General features: G+C 37.7%; 15 protein-coding genes. 9 read left to right on the forward strand and 6 right to left on the reverse strand.

The features are described from left to right. Positions 1-8: 8 nt before the first annotated feature. The 7 genes from PVK63_RS13030 (at position 9) to PVK63_RS13060 (ending at position 7,666) form a co-directional block, all read left to right on the forward strand. The gene (locus PVK63_RS13030; RefSeq protein ID WP_130087641.1) at positions 9-1,124 is read left to right on the forward strand and encodes an ABC transporter permease; all 1,116 of its coding nucleotides are present in this window, start codon (positions 9-11) and stop codon (positions 1,122-1,124) included. 2 nt (positions 1,125-1,126) lie between these two features. After that, entirely contained in the window at positions 1,127-2,227 is a 1,101-nt protein-coding gene (locus PVK63_RS13035) for an ABC transporter permease (protein ID WP_130087640.1), read from the forward strand. A gap of 132 nt (positions 2,228-2,359) precedes the next feature. After that, on the forward strand, positions 2,360-2,911 hold the full coding sequence (locus PVK63_RS13040) for an OmpA family protein (RefSeq protein WP_130046109.1): 552 nt from the start codon (positions 2,360-2,362) through the stop codon (positions 2,909-2,911). A 95-nt stretch (positions 2,912-3,006) separates the two neighbouring features. Then, a complete protein-coding gene (locus PVK63_RS13045; RefSeq protein ID WP_130087639.1) occupies positions 3,007-3,282 on the forward strand; it encodes an HlyU family transcriptional regulator in 276 nt (91 codons plus the stop codon). 250 nt (positions 3,283-3,532) lie between these two features. Beyond that, positions 3,533-5,089 (forward strand): Re/Si-specific NAD(P)(+) transhydrogenase subunit alpha, encoded by a 1,557-nt coding sequence (gene pntA / locus PVK63_RS13050; protein WP_130087638.1) that lies wholly within the window; start codon positions 3,533-3,535, stop codon positions 5,087-5,089. Between the two features lie 12 nt (positions 5,090-5,101). Continuing rightward, the gene (gene pntB, locus PVK63_RS13055) at positions 5,102-6,478 is read left to right on the forward strand and encodes a Re/Si-specific NAD(P)(+) transhydrogenase subunit beta (protein ID WP_130046106.1); all 1,377 of its coding nucleotides are present in this window, start codon (positions 5,102-5,104) and stop codon (positions 6,476-6,478) included. A gap of 231 nt (positions 6,479-6,709) precedes the next feature. Continuing rightward, a complete protein-coding gene (locus tag PVK63_RS13060) occupies positions 6,710-7,666 on the forward strand; it encodes a tyrosine-type recombinase/integrase (RefSeq protein ID WP_165371207.1) in 957 nt (318 codons plus the stop codon). 242 nt (positions 7,667-7,908) lie between these two features. Here the strand turns inward: PVK63_RS13060 and PVK63_RS13065 are convergent, their stop codons facing one another. The 4 genes from PVK63_RS13065 to PVK63_RS13080 form a co-directional block, all read right to left on the reverse strand. Continuing rightward, positions 7,909-8,475: a PhnA domain-containing protein gene (locus tag PVK63_RS13065; protein WP_130046104.1), complete on the reverse strand. Its 567-nt coding sequence runs from the start codon at positions 8,473-8,475 to the stop codon at positions 7,909-7,911. Between the two features lie 284 nt (positions 8,476-8,759). Then, positions 8,760-9,293, reverse strand: a complete 534-nt coding sequence (locus PVK63_RS13070) for a type II secretion system protein (protein WP_130087637.1) — start codon at positions 9,291-9,293, stop codon at positions 8,760-8,762. A 329-nt stretch (positions 9,294-9,622) separates the two neighbouring features. Then, positions 9,623-9,934, reverse strand: coding sequence for a stress response translation initiation inhibitor YciH (gene yciH, locus PVK63_RS13075; protein ID WP_130046102.1), 312 nt, complete (start codon positions 9,932-9,934; stop codon positions 9,623-9,625). Between the two features lie 36 nt (positions 9,935-9,970). Next, positions 9,971-10,321 (reverse strand): DUF3319 domain-containing protein, encoded by a 351-nt coding sequence (locus PVK63_RS13080; protein ID WP_130049097.1) that lies wholly within the window; start codon positions 10,319-10,321, stop codon positions 9,971-9,973. A gap of 160 nt (positions 10,322-10,481) precedes the next feature. Between PVK63_RS13080 and PVK63_RS13085 the strand changes: the two genes are divergently transcribed. Then, positions 10,482-11,393 carry a tyrosine-type recombinase/integrase gene (locus PVK63_RS13085; RefSeq protein WP_130087636.1) on the forward strand — a complete coding sequence of 304 codons (912 nt, stop codon included), beginning with the start codon at positions 10,482-10,484 and terminating at the stop codon, positions 11,391-11,393. 36 nt (positions 11,394-11,429) lie between these two features. Here PVK63_RS13085 and PVK63_RS13090 read toward each other — a convergent pair whose 3' ends face one another. Both PVK63_RS13090 and PVK63_RS13095 read right to left on the reverse strand, forming a co-directional pair. Beyond that, a complete protein-coding gene (locus tag PVK63_RS13090) occupies positions 11,430-12,422 on the reverse strand; it encodes a D-alanine--D-alanine ligase (protein ID WP_130049099.1) in 993 nt (330 codons plus the stop codon). A gap of 55 nt (positions 12,423-12,477) precedes the next feature. After that, positions 12,478-13,038 (reverse strand): SPOR domain-containing protein, encoded by a 561-nt coding sequence (locus PVK63_RS13095; RefSeq protein ID WP_130049100.1) that lies wholly within the window; start codon positions 13,036-13,038, stop codon positions 12,478-12,480. A gap of 222 nt (positions 13,039-13,260) precedes the next feature. Between PVK63_RS13095 and PVK63_RS13100 the strand changes: the two genes are divergently transcribed. Then, the gene (locus PVK63_RS13100) at positions 13,261-15,942 is read left to right on the forward strand and encodes a bifunctional acetate--CoA ligase family protein/GNAT family N-acetyltransferase (protein WP_130087635.1); all 2,682 of its coding nucleotides are present in this window, start codon (positions 13,261-13,263) and stop codon (positions 15,940-15,942) included. The last annotated feature ends 7 nt before the right edge of the window (positions 15,943-15,949 follow it).

Raw genomic sequence — 15,949 nt, forward strand, 5'->3', positions numbered from 1 at the left:
CGTGATTTATGAAAGCATTTTGGCGTTCTTATTATTCTAATCCATGGCTAATTGCGGTTACTTTTGCTCTTCCATTAGTGCTGTCATTAGTGATTTGGTGGATATTTTCATCCTCTGTGGTGCGTGAATTACCTCTCGATGTGGTGGACCTTGATCAATCCAGTTTATCTAGGATGATCATACGCGATTACGACGCAACCCCAACGCTTGCCGTCCGTACGATCCAACCGAATGTTACTATTGCCAATCGCGCATTAAAAGAAGGGGATAACTATGGTTATATTGTTATCCCTCATGATTTTGAGCGTAATGTCATGCTGGGGAAGAGCCCTCAAATTTCAGGCTTTTATAATGGACAGTTTATCTTAATCGCAAAGCAAATTAATTCTGCTTTGATGCAAACAGACATGACGATCCAAGCAAAACTGGCAACAATAAAGGCGCTGAGTACAAAGCAATCAACATGGACTCAAGCAATTAACTCTGCAGTGCCTATTAAAGTTCAAGTGACGGCTCTATTTAACATTGGTAGCAATTATAATCAATTCTTAGTCTCCGCAATTCTTCCTGCAATATGGCAAATGGCGATTATTGTTGGGATGATTTGGGCGATGAAAAACGAATCGGTTCGCAATAATAACAATGATTTACGTGAATGGTTTGATAGCCAAACACCTCAAAACATTCTTTCATTTGTTGGCGTTTATTTCTTGATTGGAATGACTTTGGGTTGTGTACTTTTCTATTTCTTGTTCGGGGTATTACGATTTCCTTTTGATGCGAGTATTTTAAGTTTTCTCATTACAATGGGAGCAATGACACTGGCTTGTATTAGTATTGGCATTGCTATTGGGTATGGTACTAATAATATTGTCAAAGCAATGAGTATCTCAGGCGCTTACACGGCACCCAGTTTTGCATTTTTAGGTGTTACTTTTCCAGTATCAGACATGAACAACGTCGCTGTTTTTTGGCACTCAATTCTACCTGCAAGTCATTTTGTTCGCTCACAAATAGAACAAGCAAACTATGGGTATGGACTTGTTTCAAGTTTCTCGCATGTCGGTATTTTACTGTTATTTACCTTGCCGCTTCTTTTACTTATTTCACGATTAAGGAAGTAATCATGTCTTTTCTCTCGATATTAAAAAATGAAGCGAAAGGGATCTTTACTAATAGCACGATCGTACTTGCGATGATCGGTGGTGTACTTTTCTATGCATTTCTTTACCCGTTGCCTTATTTGAATCAAAGTCCAGAAGAGCAGAAGATCACGGTTGTTGATTTAGATAAATCAGAACTTAGCCAAAAATTTATTTTAATGGCGAATGCATCACAGCAGCTAAACGTCGTAGAGCAAGCAGAGAGTATTGAGCAAGCAAAACAGCAGTTTTTAAATAATACGGTTAGCGGCTTTTTAGTTATCCCATATGATTTCTCAGACAAATTGCAGTTAGGCCAAGCACCAACAGTTGCTTATGCTGGTGATGCTTCGTACTTTTTAGTTTATGGGACCATAATCGAAGGGTTAATGAAAGTGGGGGGAACATTATCTGCTGAATATCGAGTTGCTCATATGGCTATTGATGGCACTCCAATTACTACTGCAATAAATACCTTTCAACCTTTTAAATCTAATTATACTCCTGTATTTAACCGAAATATGGGATATGTAGAATATGTGGTCCCAGCCGTATTTGTATTGATTCTACAGCAAACGTTATTAATGGCTGTTGGCGTAAGACAGAAAGCAGCAACGGCAAGCGAGAATTCATCGCTACAGTTAATCGCTCGTTTTTCACTATTTTTAATCAGCGAATTAATACTCGCGAGCTTTTATTTTGGTTTTGTATTTGACCATTATCATATCAGCCGTTTTTCTAACGTATTGGACTTATTGATCATAATGGTGCCATTTATTGCATCGGTTATCTTGCTTGGCATGCTACTGGCGCGATGGTTTCCTACCCCCGAAAGTATTTTATTAGTCGTGCTATTTAGTTCGATGCCGATTGTATTTAGTGCCGGATTTATCTGGCCGACTGAACTTATTCCAAATGCATTAACTGATATTATGCACTTATTGCCAAGTGGGTTTGCTATTGATGGCTTTCTTAAACTCAATCAGATGGGCGCAGGCTTACACAGTGTTCTTTTAAATATATCAGGGCTTTACGGTTTATGCTTACTGTATGGGTTGGGTCTTTTTATCAGTAAGCAAAAGTAACTCTTAAAAGTGATACTGAGTAACAACATAGTTTCATTATTAGTTGAAGTGTCTCGATTTCATTTTTACTAAGCAAGTAAGCATATTCGAAGTTTGATAAATTATCCCTAGGTTGGACTAGGGATACTTATAATGAAAAAACACATACTTGGAATGATTATAGCAACGGGCTTTTTAATGGGATGTCAAAGTACTAGCGATGATTCAACATCAAGTATTATTGACACTCCTACCGTTGAAAGCTTTGTTAATTATCATAATGACGAATTAGCACAGTTTGTTACCAGTGATATCGGCAGTATTGCAAAAACAAACGATGAAATTATTCTATTACTTAATGGTGACAAGAGCTTTGACTCTGGAAGTACAGAGGTAAAAGAAGAAAGCAAAACTGTTTTATCTCAATTAGCCAAATTATTAAACGATAAACCAGAATCAGAAGTGTTTATTGCAGGCCATACAGACAGCCGTGGTAGCAAGCAATTTAATATATCATTGTCAAATAAGCGGGCTGATTCGGTACTCGCGTTATTAGCTGAGCAAGGGGTAGACTCCACACGTATAAATACTTATGGTTTTGGTGAGGAAGAACCTATTGCTTCTAATATGAATTCCGATGGACGCAAAAAAAATCGTCGTATAGAAATCCGCATTACTCCAATAATCGAATTGTTTGAAGAGTAGTGATTTCTTTGGTCATTTTATAATTGAGTAAGCAAAACTACCTACATTACTGACACATAAGCTATAATAAGCCTTATTTCAAAAAGGAAAATGAAATGGGGCTTTTTTCACGTCTATTTGGAACATCACCTAAGCAAGAAGCAACGATCGAACCAATTGAATATCAATCCTTCCTAATTTATCCAAACTCAGAACGAGATGGCTCTCAATTTCGTATCGCCGGTACAATAACAAAAGAAATAAAGGGTGAAATTAAAGAGCACCGCTTTATTCGTTCTGATGTAATCTCAAACAAAAGTGATGCTGATGAGCTTATGGTACGTAAATCAAAAATGCTGATCGATCAAATGAATGAGTCAATCTTTAATTAAATGCCTTAGCTTTGATGTAGATTAGATTGAAAAAATATTATCTAATTATAATTATTGTTGTAAATCAACGTCAAAACCGTAATGGTCTGACCTCTGCTTTGTCACTGTAATGTTGTTTTTTTACTGAATTAGGGTGAATATAAGCAGGAATTAATTTAATGTAATAAGATCATGTCATTTTATTACAAAACACTTGAATTTATACCTTATAAAGTAAGTATCAATTCATGCCAATAGTAAAGGAATAACTATGCAAATTGGTGTACCTAGAGAAGTACTCGCGGGCGAAACCCGTGTAGCTGCCACTCCAAAAACGGTAGAGCAGCTATTGAAGCTTGGCTTTACTGTCTCTGTTGAATCTAAAGCCGGTATTTTAGCCAGTTTTGATGACTCTGCATTTGAACAAGCCGGAGCAACTATTGTTTCTGCTGATGATGTGTGGAAATCAGATCTAATCCTTAAAGTTAATGCTCCTCAAGTTAACGCTGAAACAGGTGTTGATGAATTCGATTTAATTCAAGATGGTGCTAGCCTAATCAGTTTTATTTGGCCTGCGCAGAATGAAGAGTTACTTGCAAAATTAGCGACAAAGAACATCAACGTTCTAGCTATGGATTCAGTTCCTCGTATTTCACGAGCTCAGGCGCTTGATGCACTAAGTTCAATGGCGAATATTGCAGGTTACCGTGCAGTAGTAGAAGCTGCGCATGAGTTCGGTCGTTTCTTTACTGGTCAAATTACCGCTGCTGGTAAAGTTCCACCGGCAAAAGTACTTGTTGCTGGTGCAGGTGTCGCTGGTCTTGCCGCTATCGGGGCGGCTGGCAGTCTTGGTGCTATCGTTCGCTCATTCGATGTTCGTCCTGAAGTAAAAGAGCAAGTGCAATCAATGGGCGCTGAATTTCTTGAAGTTGATTTCAAAGAGAACTCAGGTTCAGGTGATGGTTACGCAAAAGAAATGTCTGATGAATTCAACAAAAAAGCGGAAGAGCTATATGCAGCTCAAGCTAAAGATGTTGATATCATCATTACAACAGCACTTATTCCTGGTCGTCCTGCACCTAAGCTTATCACCAAAGAAATGGTTGATAGCATGAAAGCAGGTAGTGTTATCGTTGACTTGGCAGCAGCCAATGGCGGTAACTGTGAATACACAGTAAAAGACGAAGTGTTTGTTACAGAGAATGGTGTAAAGGTTGTCGGTTATACCGATATGGTTGGTCGTCTACCAACTCAATCATCTCAACTGTACGGTACAAACCTAGTAAACCTTCTGAAGCTTTTATGCAAAGAAAAAGACGGCAACATTAACATCGATTTTGAAGACGTTGTTCTTCGCGGTGTAACGGTTGTTAAAGAAGGCGAAGTAACATGGCCAGCGCCGCCAATTCAAGTTTCGGCACAACCTCAAGCGAAAGCAGCACCAAAAGCGAAAATTGAACCAAAGGTTGAAGAACCAATGTCGCCAATTAAAAAGTTTGCGATGATAGGTACCGGTGTTGCTGCTTTTGGTTGGGTAGCCTCGGTTGCTCCTGCTGCATTTTTAGCGCACTTTACCGTATTTGTACTAGCTTGCGTGGTGGGTTACTACGTTGTATGGAACGTAAGTCATTCACTTCATACACCATTAATGTCAGTAACTAATGCCATTTCAGGCATCATCATTGTCGGTGCATTATTGCAAGTGGGACAGGGTAATGGTGTCGTTTCATTTTTAGCATTTATCGCAGTTCTAATCGCTAGTATTAATATATTTGGTGGTTTTGCTGTAACCAAGCGTATGCTTGAAATGTTTCGTAAAGATAAGTAAGGGGTAGAGATAATGTCAGCAGGATTAGTTCAAGCAGCATATATTGTATCTGCCGTTTTATTTATCATGAGTTTAGCCGGTTTGTCTAAACAAGAAACAGCGCGTAGCGGTAACTACTATGGTATTACTGGTATGGCTATCGCATTAATTGCTACCATTTTTGGCCCTGACTCTGCAGGTACTGGATGGATTATCGTCGCTATGGCAATAGGTGCTGTTATTGGCCTTTATTACGCTAAAAAAGTGGAAATGACAGAAATGCCAGAGCTTGTGGCAATTCTTCATAGCTTTGTAGGTATGGCAGCGGTTCTTGTTGGTTACAACAGTTATATCGATCACGGTGTACTTGTTGGTGCAATGCTAACTATTCACCTTGTTGAAGTTTTCTTAGGTGTATTCATTGGTGCGGTAACTTTCACCGGATCTTTAGTTGCGTTTGGTAAATTGCGTGGTGTTATTGATTCATCAGCACTGCAATTACCTCACCGTCATAAGCTTAACCTTTTAGCATTAGTTGCTTCAGTAGGACTTCTTTACTACTTTGTTAGTGTTGAAGGCAGCATGTTTGCCATGATCTTAGTAACCTTAATTGCATTTGCCTTTGGTTATCATCTAGTTGCTTCAATCGGTGGCGCAGATATGCCAGTGGTTGTTTCAATGCTTAACTCATACTCTGGTTGGGCAGCGGCGGCAGCAGGTTTCATGCTATCGAATGATCTTCTGATTGTTACTGGTGCGTTAGTGGGATCATCAGGTGCAATTCTGTCTTACATCATGTGTAAAGCAATGAACCGTTCTTTCATCAGTGTAATTGCTGGTGGTTTCGGTCAAGATGTTGTTGCTTCATCAGGTGACGAAGAGCAGGGCGAGCATCGTGAAACAACAGCTGAAGAAGTAGCAGAAATGCTTAAAGAGTCTAAGTCTGTCGTGATTACTCCAGGATACGGAATGGCTGTTGCTCAGGCTCAATATCCAGTTCATGAAATTACTGAAAAACTTCGCGCTCAAGGTGTTGAAGTTCGCTTTGGTATTCACCCAGTTGCAGGGCGTTTACCAGGCCACATGAACGTTCTTCTTGCTGAAGCAAAAGTGCCTTACGATATCGTTCTTGAAATGGATGAGATCAACGATGACTTATCTGAAACAGATACGGTCCTAGTTATTGGTGCTAACGATACAGTTAACCCTGCAGCAATGGAAGATCCAAACAGTCCAATCGCAGGTATGCCTGTTCTTGAAGTGTGGAACGCGAAAAACGTAATCGTATTTAAACGTTCAATGAATACAGGTTATGCTGGTGTTCAAAACCCACTATTCTTTAAAGAAAACACTGAAATGCTTTTCGGTGATGCTAAAGAAAGTTGTGTTGAGATCAGTAAGCATCTTTAATTAAAATGTGTTTATTAAATAGATTAAAAACCGAGTATTCATTACTCGGTTTTTTTTATCCAAAATAATAGTCAATTCTTAGTCAGAGCTAATCCGAGATCTTATTGATGTAATAACCGTCAAACCATGATTAAAGGATCTAAAATGGATCTCTACTTATTAAAATGTACCTTTGGAAAAGTAGAAAAAGATCATATACTATAGATAAGTGATAAATCAGTTGTAAAATCAATGAGTAGTGACAGCGTAACACTTTTAAGTAATGATATTTCAGTAGGACTAACCATGCCTAAAGTGAGTAGCTTAAATGCAGCTCAGGCATATTTATTATCTTTAAACTCTGAAAATAGCCGATCAACGATGAGATCTAATTTAAATAAGATCGCTCATCTTCTTGGATCTTTTAATTTAAACAATTGTCCGTGGCATCAGATAAACCGTGATTACGTACTTGGTGTCATTGAAGCATTAAAATCTGAAAAATTAGAATCGGCCACCATCAATACCTATATAGCGGCAATCAAAGGTGTAGCTCAAGAACTGTGGTTATCGAAAAAAATAACTACTGAAAACTATCAATTAATAAAGCACATTAAACAAATGAAAGGATCTCGATTAGCTAAAGGTCGGGCCTTATCCAGTAATGAAATCCAATTGTTATTTTCTTCTTGTAATGACCAAACCATAAAAGGTATTCGAGACAGTGCTATTTTAGGTGTGTTATTAGGCTGTGGTTTAAGACGCTCAGAAATTGTGGATTGTTCTATTGGTAGCTTTAATGCAGAAGAAGGGTCATTACGGGTACTTGGTAAGGGCAATAAAGAACGAATGTCTTACTTGCCACAACAATCATTAACATTACTACATTCATGGCTAAATGCTGTCAGCGGGGACAATAGCCGCGCCTTATTTACCCGTATAAGGCGTTTTGATACTGTGACTGATAATAAGCTAACATCACAGGCTATTTTACATATACTAAATGAACGAAGAAAACAGGCTGGGGTGAGTGCATTTTCTCCCCATGATTGCCGAAGAACTTTTGCTTCTATGTTGTTAGATAATGGCGAGGATATTTCGACCGTAAAAGATGCAATGGGGCATGCAAGCATCATTACCACGCAAAAGTACGATAAACGTGGATTTGAACGTTTGAAAAAAGCGAGTGATAACTTAAGTTTTATATGAATAAATAATCACAGTAGTTAGAAATATCTCGGGTTTATACTTTTTATTTTGCATAGTTACCTACATTAATCTACATAAGTATTTGAGCATTCTTGCTTGCTCTAATCGATTTTTCCTACGCAATTATCTGAACAATTACTTATGCAGAATGGTATTAGACATAATGATTAAGATAAATTTAAGACATAAAAAAAGACGCAATTAAGCGTCTTTTTTAGTCTGTCAGATTGTTAAGTAACGAATTACTTTTTACGACAAAACTCAGCGATTACATACATAGATTGACCGCCGTTTGCCTTACCAGAAACTAGACGAGGATCGTCGCCAAGGCTTATGCCACGGATAACTGTACCTTGTTTGATTACTTGGTTAGTGCCTTTAACAGGAAGGTCTTTAGTCACTGTAACGTCATCGCCTTTTTTCAGTTCAACGCCGTTAATGTCACGTGGTTTTTCACCGTCAGAAAGCAGTGCTTTCTCAGCCCATTCTTTAACGTCTTCTTCAACGTACATCATATCTAGAGCATCTTGAGCCCAAGATTCAGAAGCAAGCTTAGTTAGAAGAACATAAGACATAACTTGAACAGTAGGAACTTGGCTCCACATAGAGTCATTAAGACAGCGTAAGTGATTAACATCCATTTTATCAGCGTCTTCGATTTGTGCAGTACAGGTATCACAAATCATTACACAGTTATCAACCGTGATATCTGTTTTAGGCGGAACTGCAAATGGAGCTAGTGAGTTAGTTGAACCACATAGTTCACATTTAGAATCGCAGCGAGTTAAAAGAGTTTTTTCAATGCTCATAAAATAGTGCCTGTTGTTTAGTAATGTTTATATTATGGCAAGTTTATACCATAAGAAAAAGGATTACGGTGAGAATACTGTAATTTTTCTGATTTCTTTTCGTATAAGTATCCTATACGTAAACAATGCTTTTCAAATAGGTGATACATATGAGAAAAATCAGTTAAATATAGCGGTTAATGGTAAGTAATGCTATTCTCATTTATGCTTAAAAAAATGATTTTATGCATATAAATACGCTAATAAATGAATATAGAGTGAAATATACGCATAAAAGGAATCCATTAGCAGCCATCAGTAGCAATTGATATCTCTGGTTCTAAATTAGAGTCAGGCCCAGTTTTTACATATTGATAGAATAATGAACAGTTATTCTCTAATGAGTCATTTAAAGAAAAAATGATAACTGAAGGATAGTCTAAATCAGGGTACATAATAGAATGATCAATAACATACCAATCACCAATTTTACAAGGTTTCAGTTTTTCACAATGCGTAATCGAATTATCTGAACCTTGCCCAAGATCAATTATCTTATTGATGTTAGCTATTTTTAATACAGGGTAGCCTGAAGTTACATCAACTGTTGTCCCTTGTATGTCTACTGAATGATCTCCTATATCTTTGCCTTGGATAATCGAAAGAGCGTGTACTTGTTCTTCCGCTGTTTCTAACGGGCCTTTTAGACCATGAATCTGAGCTATACGGGCGTCTTCTTGAAATGACAACCATTTCGAGTAAGCCGTAACAGCTAATATAGACAAGATAACAATTACCATAACAAGTTCAATTAATGTAAATCCTGAATTTCTTTTCATAATTGCTCCAAATTTGAAATTCCCTTTGTATTTTAGCTGATTAACTGAATATCTATAATCATTTATTTCTATTAATCTAATAGACTAAACCATAAATAGCTAAGAAGCATTGCTATTTTGCGCCACAACATTAGTGCGCATTATGTATATTATGTTAAATAAGATGTAGAGAGATTAAAACTCAATTAGTTAGTTAATTATCCCTGCTTATACTCTCGTCTCTTATGGCTATTTAACGATAATCTTATTTACCATAAAATAGCTAATAATCATTCAATAATACTTCGTATTCATCGTTTGATTATTAGCTTTCAAAGATCCATTAATAATTAGCCACCAGCTAGTTTTACTGTATGACCTTGCTTTGTTAGGAACTCTTTGATTTTCTCACGGTTATCGCCTTGAATTTCAATGTCGCCATCTTTAACAGCGCCACCGCAACCGCATACTTTTTTTAGCTGAGCAGCTAATAATTTAAGTTGCGTGTCTTCCATATCTAAACCAGTAACAACACAAACGCCTTTACCTTTACGGCCTTTGGTTTCACGTTGAATTCGAACAATGCCATCACCTTTTGGGCGCTCTTGTTTTACTTCTTCTTGTTTAATGCGGCCAATATCGGTTGAATATACTAAAGACATAACTAATCTCGTTTTAAAGTGATGATGAATTGTAAATTATTTTTCATGTTTATCCAAAAAGGATTTTATTGCAGCCAATGAACCTTTGGCTAATTTCCCATGATATAAGCAATACCAAGCCTTTTCTTCACCTGTATCGTTCTTGATTTGAAAACCTTTATGCTCTTCGGTACGTGATTTGTCTCTTTTCTCATTTATTGCCGTTTCGCCCATATCACCAAATTCTTTAGGCGGTATGATTGCTCCTGTGTCACTCCACCAATCAATGCTTTTCTTTACTGCACTTAAGTGACCGTGTAACACCTTATTTTTAATCAGTACTTTCCAGTCATCAGGAATACCTGTCTTATTTTCAATGAAGAAACCTTTATATAATGACTTTTGCATACCAATTACTCTTACTAGTTAATTACTTATTTCCACATAGTTAGGATCGAATATTTTTTAGCTTTACACCAGACTTTAGATAGTGAATCGTGATCTTATGTACGTTTAATTTTTGTGATATAGTTTTGTCACACAGAAGAATTAGTTATGGTGCACTAGAATGGATAAGTCTATTTTCTTAAGTTCAGATATCGATATAGATACATTTGCTTCTTGCTTAAAAAAGAAATATTCACGTAATAGCTTAATTTCATTCAAAAATGATTGGAATAATTTTGTTGTATTTTGTCAGCTACATCATGTAATGGCCTTACCAGCCTCAACGACTGCAATTCGCATTTTTATTGAAAAACAAGCGAAAGAAAAAAAGTTAGCATCCATTAAGCGTTCCCTTATATCTATCTCACATGTCCATAACGCATTCGAATTGAAAGACCCTACTCAAACAGCTCAAGTAAAAGCAGCGGTTGGAAAGATAAGATTAGATAAAAGAGACGACAGCAAACAAACAGAAGGCATTACTCTTAGTATGCTTGCAGAGCTTGAACGCCAACTGTCTTCCTCTGTTGAATTAAAAGACATTAGAGATTTAGTTATCTGGCACTTAATGTTTGAATTACTCTTAAAGCGTGGGGAGTTAAGAGACCTTACTCTTGATGACGTTTGTTTTGATGAGTTTGGAAATTGTGTCATTCAACTGCAACAGAATTATTATCCACTATCACAAGAAACGACTTTATTACTTAATAAGTGGCTAAGTGCATCACATCTTACCGAGGGCTATTTATTCAGAGGGCTTGACCGACATCAGAATCTTTCGTCAAGTCACTTAAATGACTCGTCTATTTATCGTATTTTCCGTCGTGCAAACGAATTACTTAATCTGGAGGTTAATTTTTCTGGATTATCAGCTCGAGTGGGTGCAACGAAAGAACTTTCTAAGTGTGGCTATACCGTTCATGAAATTCAAGAGTTAGGTCGTTGGGTTAGCCCTGCAATGCCAAATCAATACATTGGAAATATTGAACGTTCAGAAAGGCAAAAAGATAAATTCAAAAAAAAGCCTGAATAATATCAGGCCTTTGTTTATCACTTAAAGTAATACAAATTACTTAATTGAATTAAGAATTGCTTTTTTTAGAAACGTTTTAAAACAGTCTCCATTATGTTCCAGCAATTTAGGGAACATTGAAATTGGCGTCATTCCTGGGAAGGTATTCACTTCGTTTAAGAATATTTCGTTCTCTTCTGTTAGGAAGAAATCAATACGAGATAAATCTTTTAGCTTCATCTGTGTAAATACTTTTTGGCTGTATTGATTAATTAACTCAATTTGCTCAGCCGATAAATTTTCAGCAGTTAATGTTGTCGTTGAATGACTGCCACTGCCGTATTTTTCATCGTAAGAATAAAATGCGCCATCAGGAGCGGTTACTTCACCTGGGGGCGTTGTGAATAGCTTACCGTCAATTTCATACGCAGCAACTTCCAACTCTCTTGGCTTAACTGCTTTTTCAACTAACACTTGCTCAGAAAACCCGAAAGCATCATCGATAGCTTGTGATAATTCACTTTCAGACGTGACCTTGTAACAACCAACAGATGAACCTTGGCAAGCGGCCTTAACAAACAATCCGCCCCATTCTTTAAATGCAGCCAATGCAGAACTATGTGTCTCTTTATTGTTTTCAGTTAAGAATAAGTAAGGTGTATTTGGAATACCTAATGCGTCATACCAAAGCTTTGATGTGATTTTATTAAAGCTGTTTGTGCTTGCTTCTGCACCACAACCTAAATAAGGAATACCGAACATATCAAGCATTGATTGAATATCGCCCGTTTCACCAGGGTAACCGTGAATACAAGGGATAACATAATCAACTAGACCTAGGTTCTCATCACCACAAAGTAATGATTTGTCAGAGCGTAATTCATATTTCAAACCAGAGTCGATATGAAACCAAGCACCATCTTTAATTTCAAGATGCGTGATTTGAAATGAATTTAATTCCGATAGTTGTTGAGAAATGTATTTCGAAGAAACCAAAGACACTTCATGTTCGGTACCGCTACCGCCACAAAGTAAAAGGATATGAGTCATAATATTCACTATTGAAAATAATCGGCAAGCTAAAGCAAACCTGCCGATTTAGTATTTAATTTAATTTGTGTAACTCAGGGTTATCTGAATTTTTAATGCTATTAATGCTACGAACAAATGGACCGTATGCTTGAATCTCAGCCGGCAGTGTTTTTATTGCTGCACGAGCATCTGCAGGTGTTGCAAAATCACCATACAAAATCGTATACCATGGCATATTATTCACGGTTTTACGGTTCATCCAAACAGGTTGTTCGCCTGCTAATTTTCCAGCATAAGTCGTTAGATCTGTTTTACGGCTCAAGGCAAGGATCTGAAGCGTATAACCATAGCGATTGTGCATTTCGTCTTGCTTACTTGTTGGCGGTAAAATCTTCACAGCAGCATCAGACTCTGCAACTGCTGATGTCTCTTCTGGCGTTAGTTTAACCACTGGCTTTTCAGTTTGTGGTTCTGCAGCAATCTCAGTCTCTTCAAAAGTAGTTACCTCTTCTTCAATAGGTTGAGATACTTGGTACACTTCTTCAGAGGTTTCTGTCGTGATGTTTGTGGTATACGAACTACTTGTACATCCTGCAAGTAGTGCGGTTAACGTAATAGGAATGATTCTTTTCATTTTAATTCACAATTATAAGTCATGCTGATTTCCTAATTTTGCACCTGATATACAAGACAATCAAGTCTTTAGCTCTCTATCTGTTCAATTACTCAAATATTTCCTTAGATTACGGTACAATTGTTGTGTTTTTGTGCGCTAGGTTTTGTTTATATTATTCTATTAAGCCAAAAAATACATTCTCAGCTATCTTATTCTTATATAAGGATTAAGGGAGCTGTAATGTCAGATTTAAAAACGCTTTTTCGACCGCGTTCAATTGCGGTTATTGGCGCGTCAATACACTCGGATCGCGCTGGTCATATTGTAATGAGAAACCTATTAGATGGTGAGTTTGATGGGCCGATAATGCCAGTACACCCTAACTATCATTCCGTCTGTGGGATCCTTGCCTATCCAGATATTCCTTCCCTTCCCATTACGCCTGATTTTGCTATTTTATGCACTCCGGCACGTGAGAACGTAAAAATATTAACAGAACTCGGAGAAAAGGGCGTTAAGTTAGTCATTATTCTCTCTTCTGATATGCATTTACATTGCAGCGGTATTGGGGAGCCTTTACCTTATGAAGCGGCACGAATTGCTTCTCAATTTAATATGCGAATTTTAGGACCAAACAGCCTTGGGATAATCCTTCCTTGGGTTAATCTTAATGCGTCATTCTCTCCAATTAATGCCAACAAAGGAAACATTGCCTTTATCTCTCAATCAGCAGCAGTGTGCACTACCATACTTGATTGGGCGAAAGAAAAAGAGATTGGATTCTCTGCTTTTGTTTCTTTAGGTGATGGTATTGATATTGATTTCAGTGAGCTGCTAGATGCCTTATGCACTGATTCAAAAACCGACGCCATACTACTTTATATTGATTCAATCAAAGACGCACGACGGTTTATGTCTGCCGCTCGTGCTGCCGCTCGTAATCGACGCATCTTAGTCGTAAAAAGTGGTCGCTCCGTTGCAGGAAGTAAAGCGGCGCAACTACATACCAATGGAGAGATCAGTTTAGATGCAGTGTATGACTCGGCTATTAGACGGGCAGGTATGTTACGTGTATCAAACACTCATGAATTATTTGCAGCAGTAGAAACACTTGCACACCCTATTCCATTCCGCGGGCAACGTTTAGCAATAGTAACAAATGGCGGTGGTCCTGCAATTATGGCGGTTGATAGCTTAATGCAACAAGGTGGAAGTCTTGCACAATTAAGTGACACATTAGTCGAACAATTAAACCTGTACCTTCCTCATAATTGGTCACATTCCAATCCAATAGACATTGGCGGTGATGCTAATGAACAAAGGTACTGTGATACGGTTAACGCGTTATTAGACAGTGAAGATTGCGATGCTATTTTAATTATGCATAGCCCTTCTGCAATTTCTAATGCGACACAAACAGCTGCTAAATTAGTCCAGTTAATCAGTAATCACAAACGCAAAGCAAAGTTTACTATTTTAACTAATTGGTCAGGAGAGAGCTCTTCGAAAGAAGCTCGTTTACGCTTTACACAAGCTGGTATTCCAACGTATCGAACACCAGAGAGCTCGGTTTCAGCATTCCTTCATTTAGTAGAATACCATCGTAATCAGAAGCTCTTAATAGAAACCCCAGTATCGTCTGGCCACATTAATAAGCATGACGCGAGAATGGCTCGCGAATGGTTAGATAATTGTGTATCACATAACCTGACCGACCTTGATACCCATGAAACCCAAACCCTATATTCATGCTACGGATTTAAGACCGTAGATACTTGGATCACAGAGGAACCAGTTGAGACAGGTTATATTGCCGAGAATATTGGTTACCCTGTTGCCATAAAACTCCGTTCTCCTGATATCCCTCATAAATCCGATGTTCAAGGTGTAATGCTTAATTTAAACACCAAAGAAGAAGTTATTAATGCAGCACAATCTATTATTGATCGTGTATCAATTAGCTACCCTTCAGCTCGAATTTCAGGGTTAAGCGTTCAAAAAATGGCTCAAAGAGCGGGATCTCAAGAGTTACGGATTAAAGTATGCCAAGATCCAGTGTTTGGCCCGGTGATCTTACTTGGCGAAGGCGGATCTGAATGGGATCTCAATAACAATGCCGCCGTTGCATTACCACCACTTAATATGGCGCTAGCTGAAAACCTCATAAAATACGCGATTAAAGAAAATATTATTCAGCATCGCAATTCTCCAACAAAAATGAGTATCTTTGATTTAAGTGCTTTTCTCGTTCGTCTTTCTCAGATGGTACTTGATTGTCCTGAAATAGTTGAACTTGATATACACCCTCTTCTTGTTTCGGGTATTGATCTCACTATCATTGATTCATCCATGAAGGTACAGCATTTTACTGGCGACATTCATAAACGATTAGCCATTAGACCTTATCCAAATGAATTAGAAGAATTTTCACAACTTAAAGATCATAGCTCAGTATTACTTCGTCCAATTCTTCCTGAAGATGAGCCAAAACACGCAGAGTTTATTTCTCAGGTATCACATGAAGATTTATATAAACGATTCTTTTCTGATGTTGGTGAATTTAATCATGAAGCTCTAGCGAACTTTACTCAAATCGACTATGACAGAGAAATGGCTTTTGTCGCGACAAAACAGATTGATAATCAAGAGGTTATTCTGGCTGTGGTTCGTGCATTATCTGATCCAAATAACATTAATACCGAGTTCGCTGTATTGGTACGCTCAGACCTTAAAGGCTTAGGTTTGGGGAAAATTCTAATGGACAAGATTATTCGATATTGCAAATCACAAGGTATTAAAGTGATGAACGGAATGACGATGCCATCAAACCGAGGGATGATTGGATTAGCGCAACATTTTGGGTTTACTGTAGACATTCAGATGTCAGATGGCATAGTCGAAATGAGTTTAGCGCTAAATTGAATCTTAA

This window comes from Aliivibrio sp. S2TY2 (assembly GCF_028765525.1).
Lineage (GTDB): Bacteria > Pseudomonadota > Gammaproteobacteria > Enterobacterales > Vibrionaceae > Aliivibrio > Aliivibrio finisterrensis_A.

Coding starts and splice junctions, on each gene's coding strand:
- PVK63_RS13030 (WP_130087641.1), top strand. CDS start 9: ATGAAAGCATTTTGGCGTTCTTATTATTCTAATCCATGGCTAATTGCG.
- PVK63_RS13035 (WP_130087640.1), top strand. CDS start 1,127: ATGTCTTTTCTCTCGATATTAAAAAATGAAGCGAAAGGGATCTTTACT.
- PVK63_RS13040 (WP_130046109.1), top strand. CDS start 2,360: ATGAAAAAACACATACTTGGAATGATTATAGCAACGGGCTTTTTAATG.
- PVK63_RS13045 (WP_130087639.1), top strand. CDS start 3,007: ATGGGGCTTTTTTCACGTCTATTTGGAACATCACCTAAGCAAGAAGCA.
- pntA (WP_130087638.1), top strand. CDS start 3,533: ATGCAAATTGGTGTACCTAGAGAAGTACTCGCGGGCGAAACCCGTGTA.
- pntB (WP_130046106.1), top strand. CDS start 5,102: ATGTCAGCAGGATTAGTTCAAGCAGCATATATTGTATCTGCCGTTTTA.
- PVK63_RS13060 (WP_165371207.1), top strand. CDS start 6,710: ATGAGTAGTGACAGCGTAACACTTTTAAGTAATGATATTTCAGTAGGA.
- PVK63_RS13065 (WP_130046104.1), bottom strand. CDS start 8,475: ATGAGCATTGAAAAAACTCTTTTAACTCGCTGCGATTCTAAATGTGAA.
- PVK63_RS13070 (WP_130087637.1), bottom strand. CDS start 9,293: ATGAAAAGAAATTCAGGATTTACATTAATTGAACTTGTTATGGTAATT.
- yciH (WP_130046102.1), bottom strand. CDS start 9,934: ATGTCTTTAGTATATTCAACCGATATTGGCCGCATTAAACAAGAAGAA.
- PVK63_RS13080 (WP_130049097.1), bottom strand. CDS start 10,321: ATGCAAAAGTCATTATATAAAGGTTTCTTCATTGAAAATAAGACAGGT.
- PVK63_RS13085 (WP_130087636.1), top strand. CDS start 10,482: ATGGATAAGTCTATTTTCTTAAGTTCAGATATCGATATAGATACATTT.
- PVK63_RS13090 (WP_130049099.1), bottom strand. CDS start 12,422: ATGACTCATATCCTTTTACTTTGTGGCGGTAGCGGTACCGAACATGAA.
- PVK63_RS13095 (WP_130049100.1), bottom strand. CDS start 13,038: ATGAAAAGAATCATTCCTATTACGTTAACCGCACTACTTGCAGGATGT.
- PVK63_RS13100 (WP_130087635.1), top strand. CDS start 13,261: ATGTCAGATTTAAAAACGCTTTTTCGACCGCGTTCAATTGCGGTTATT.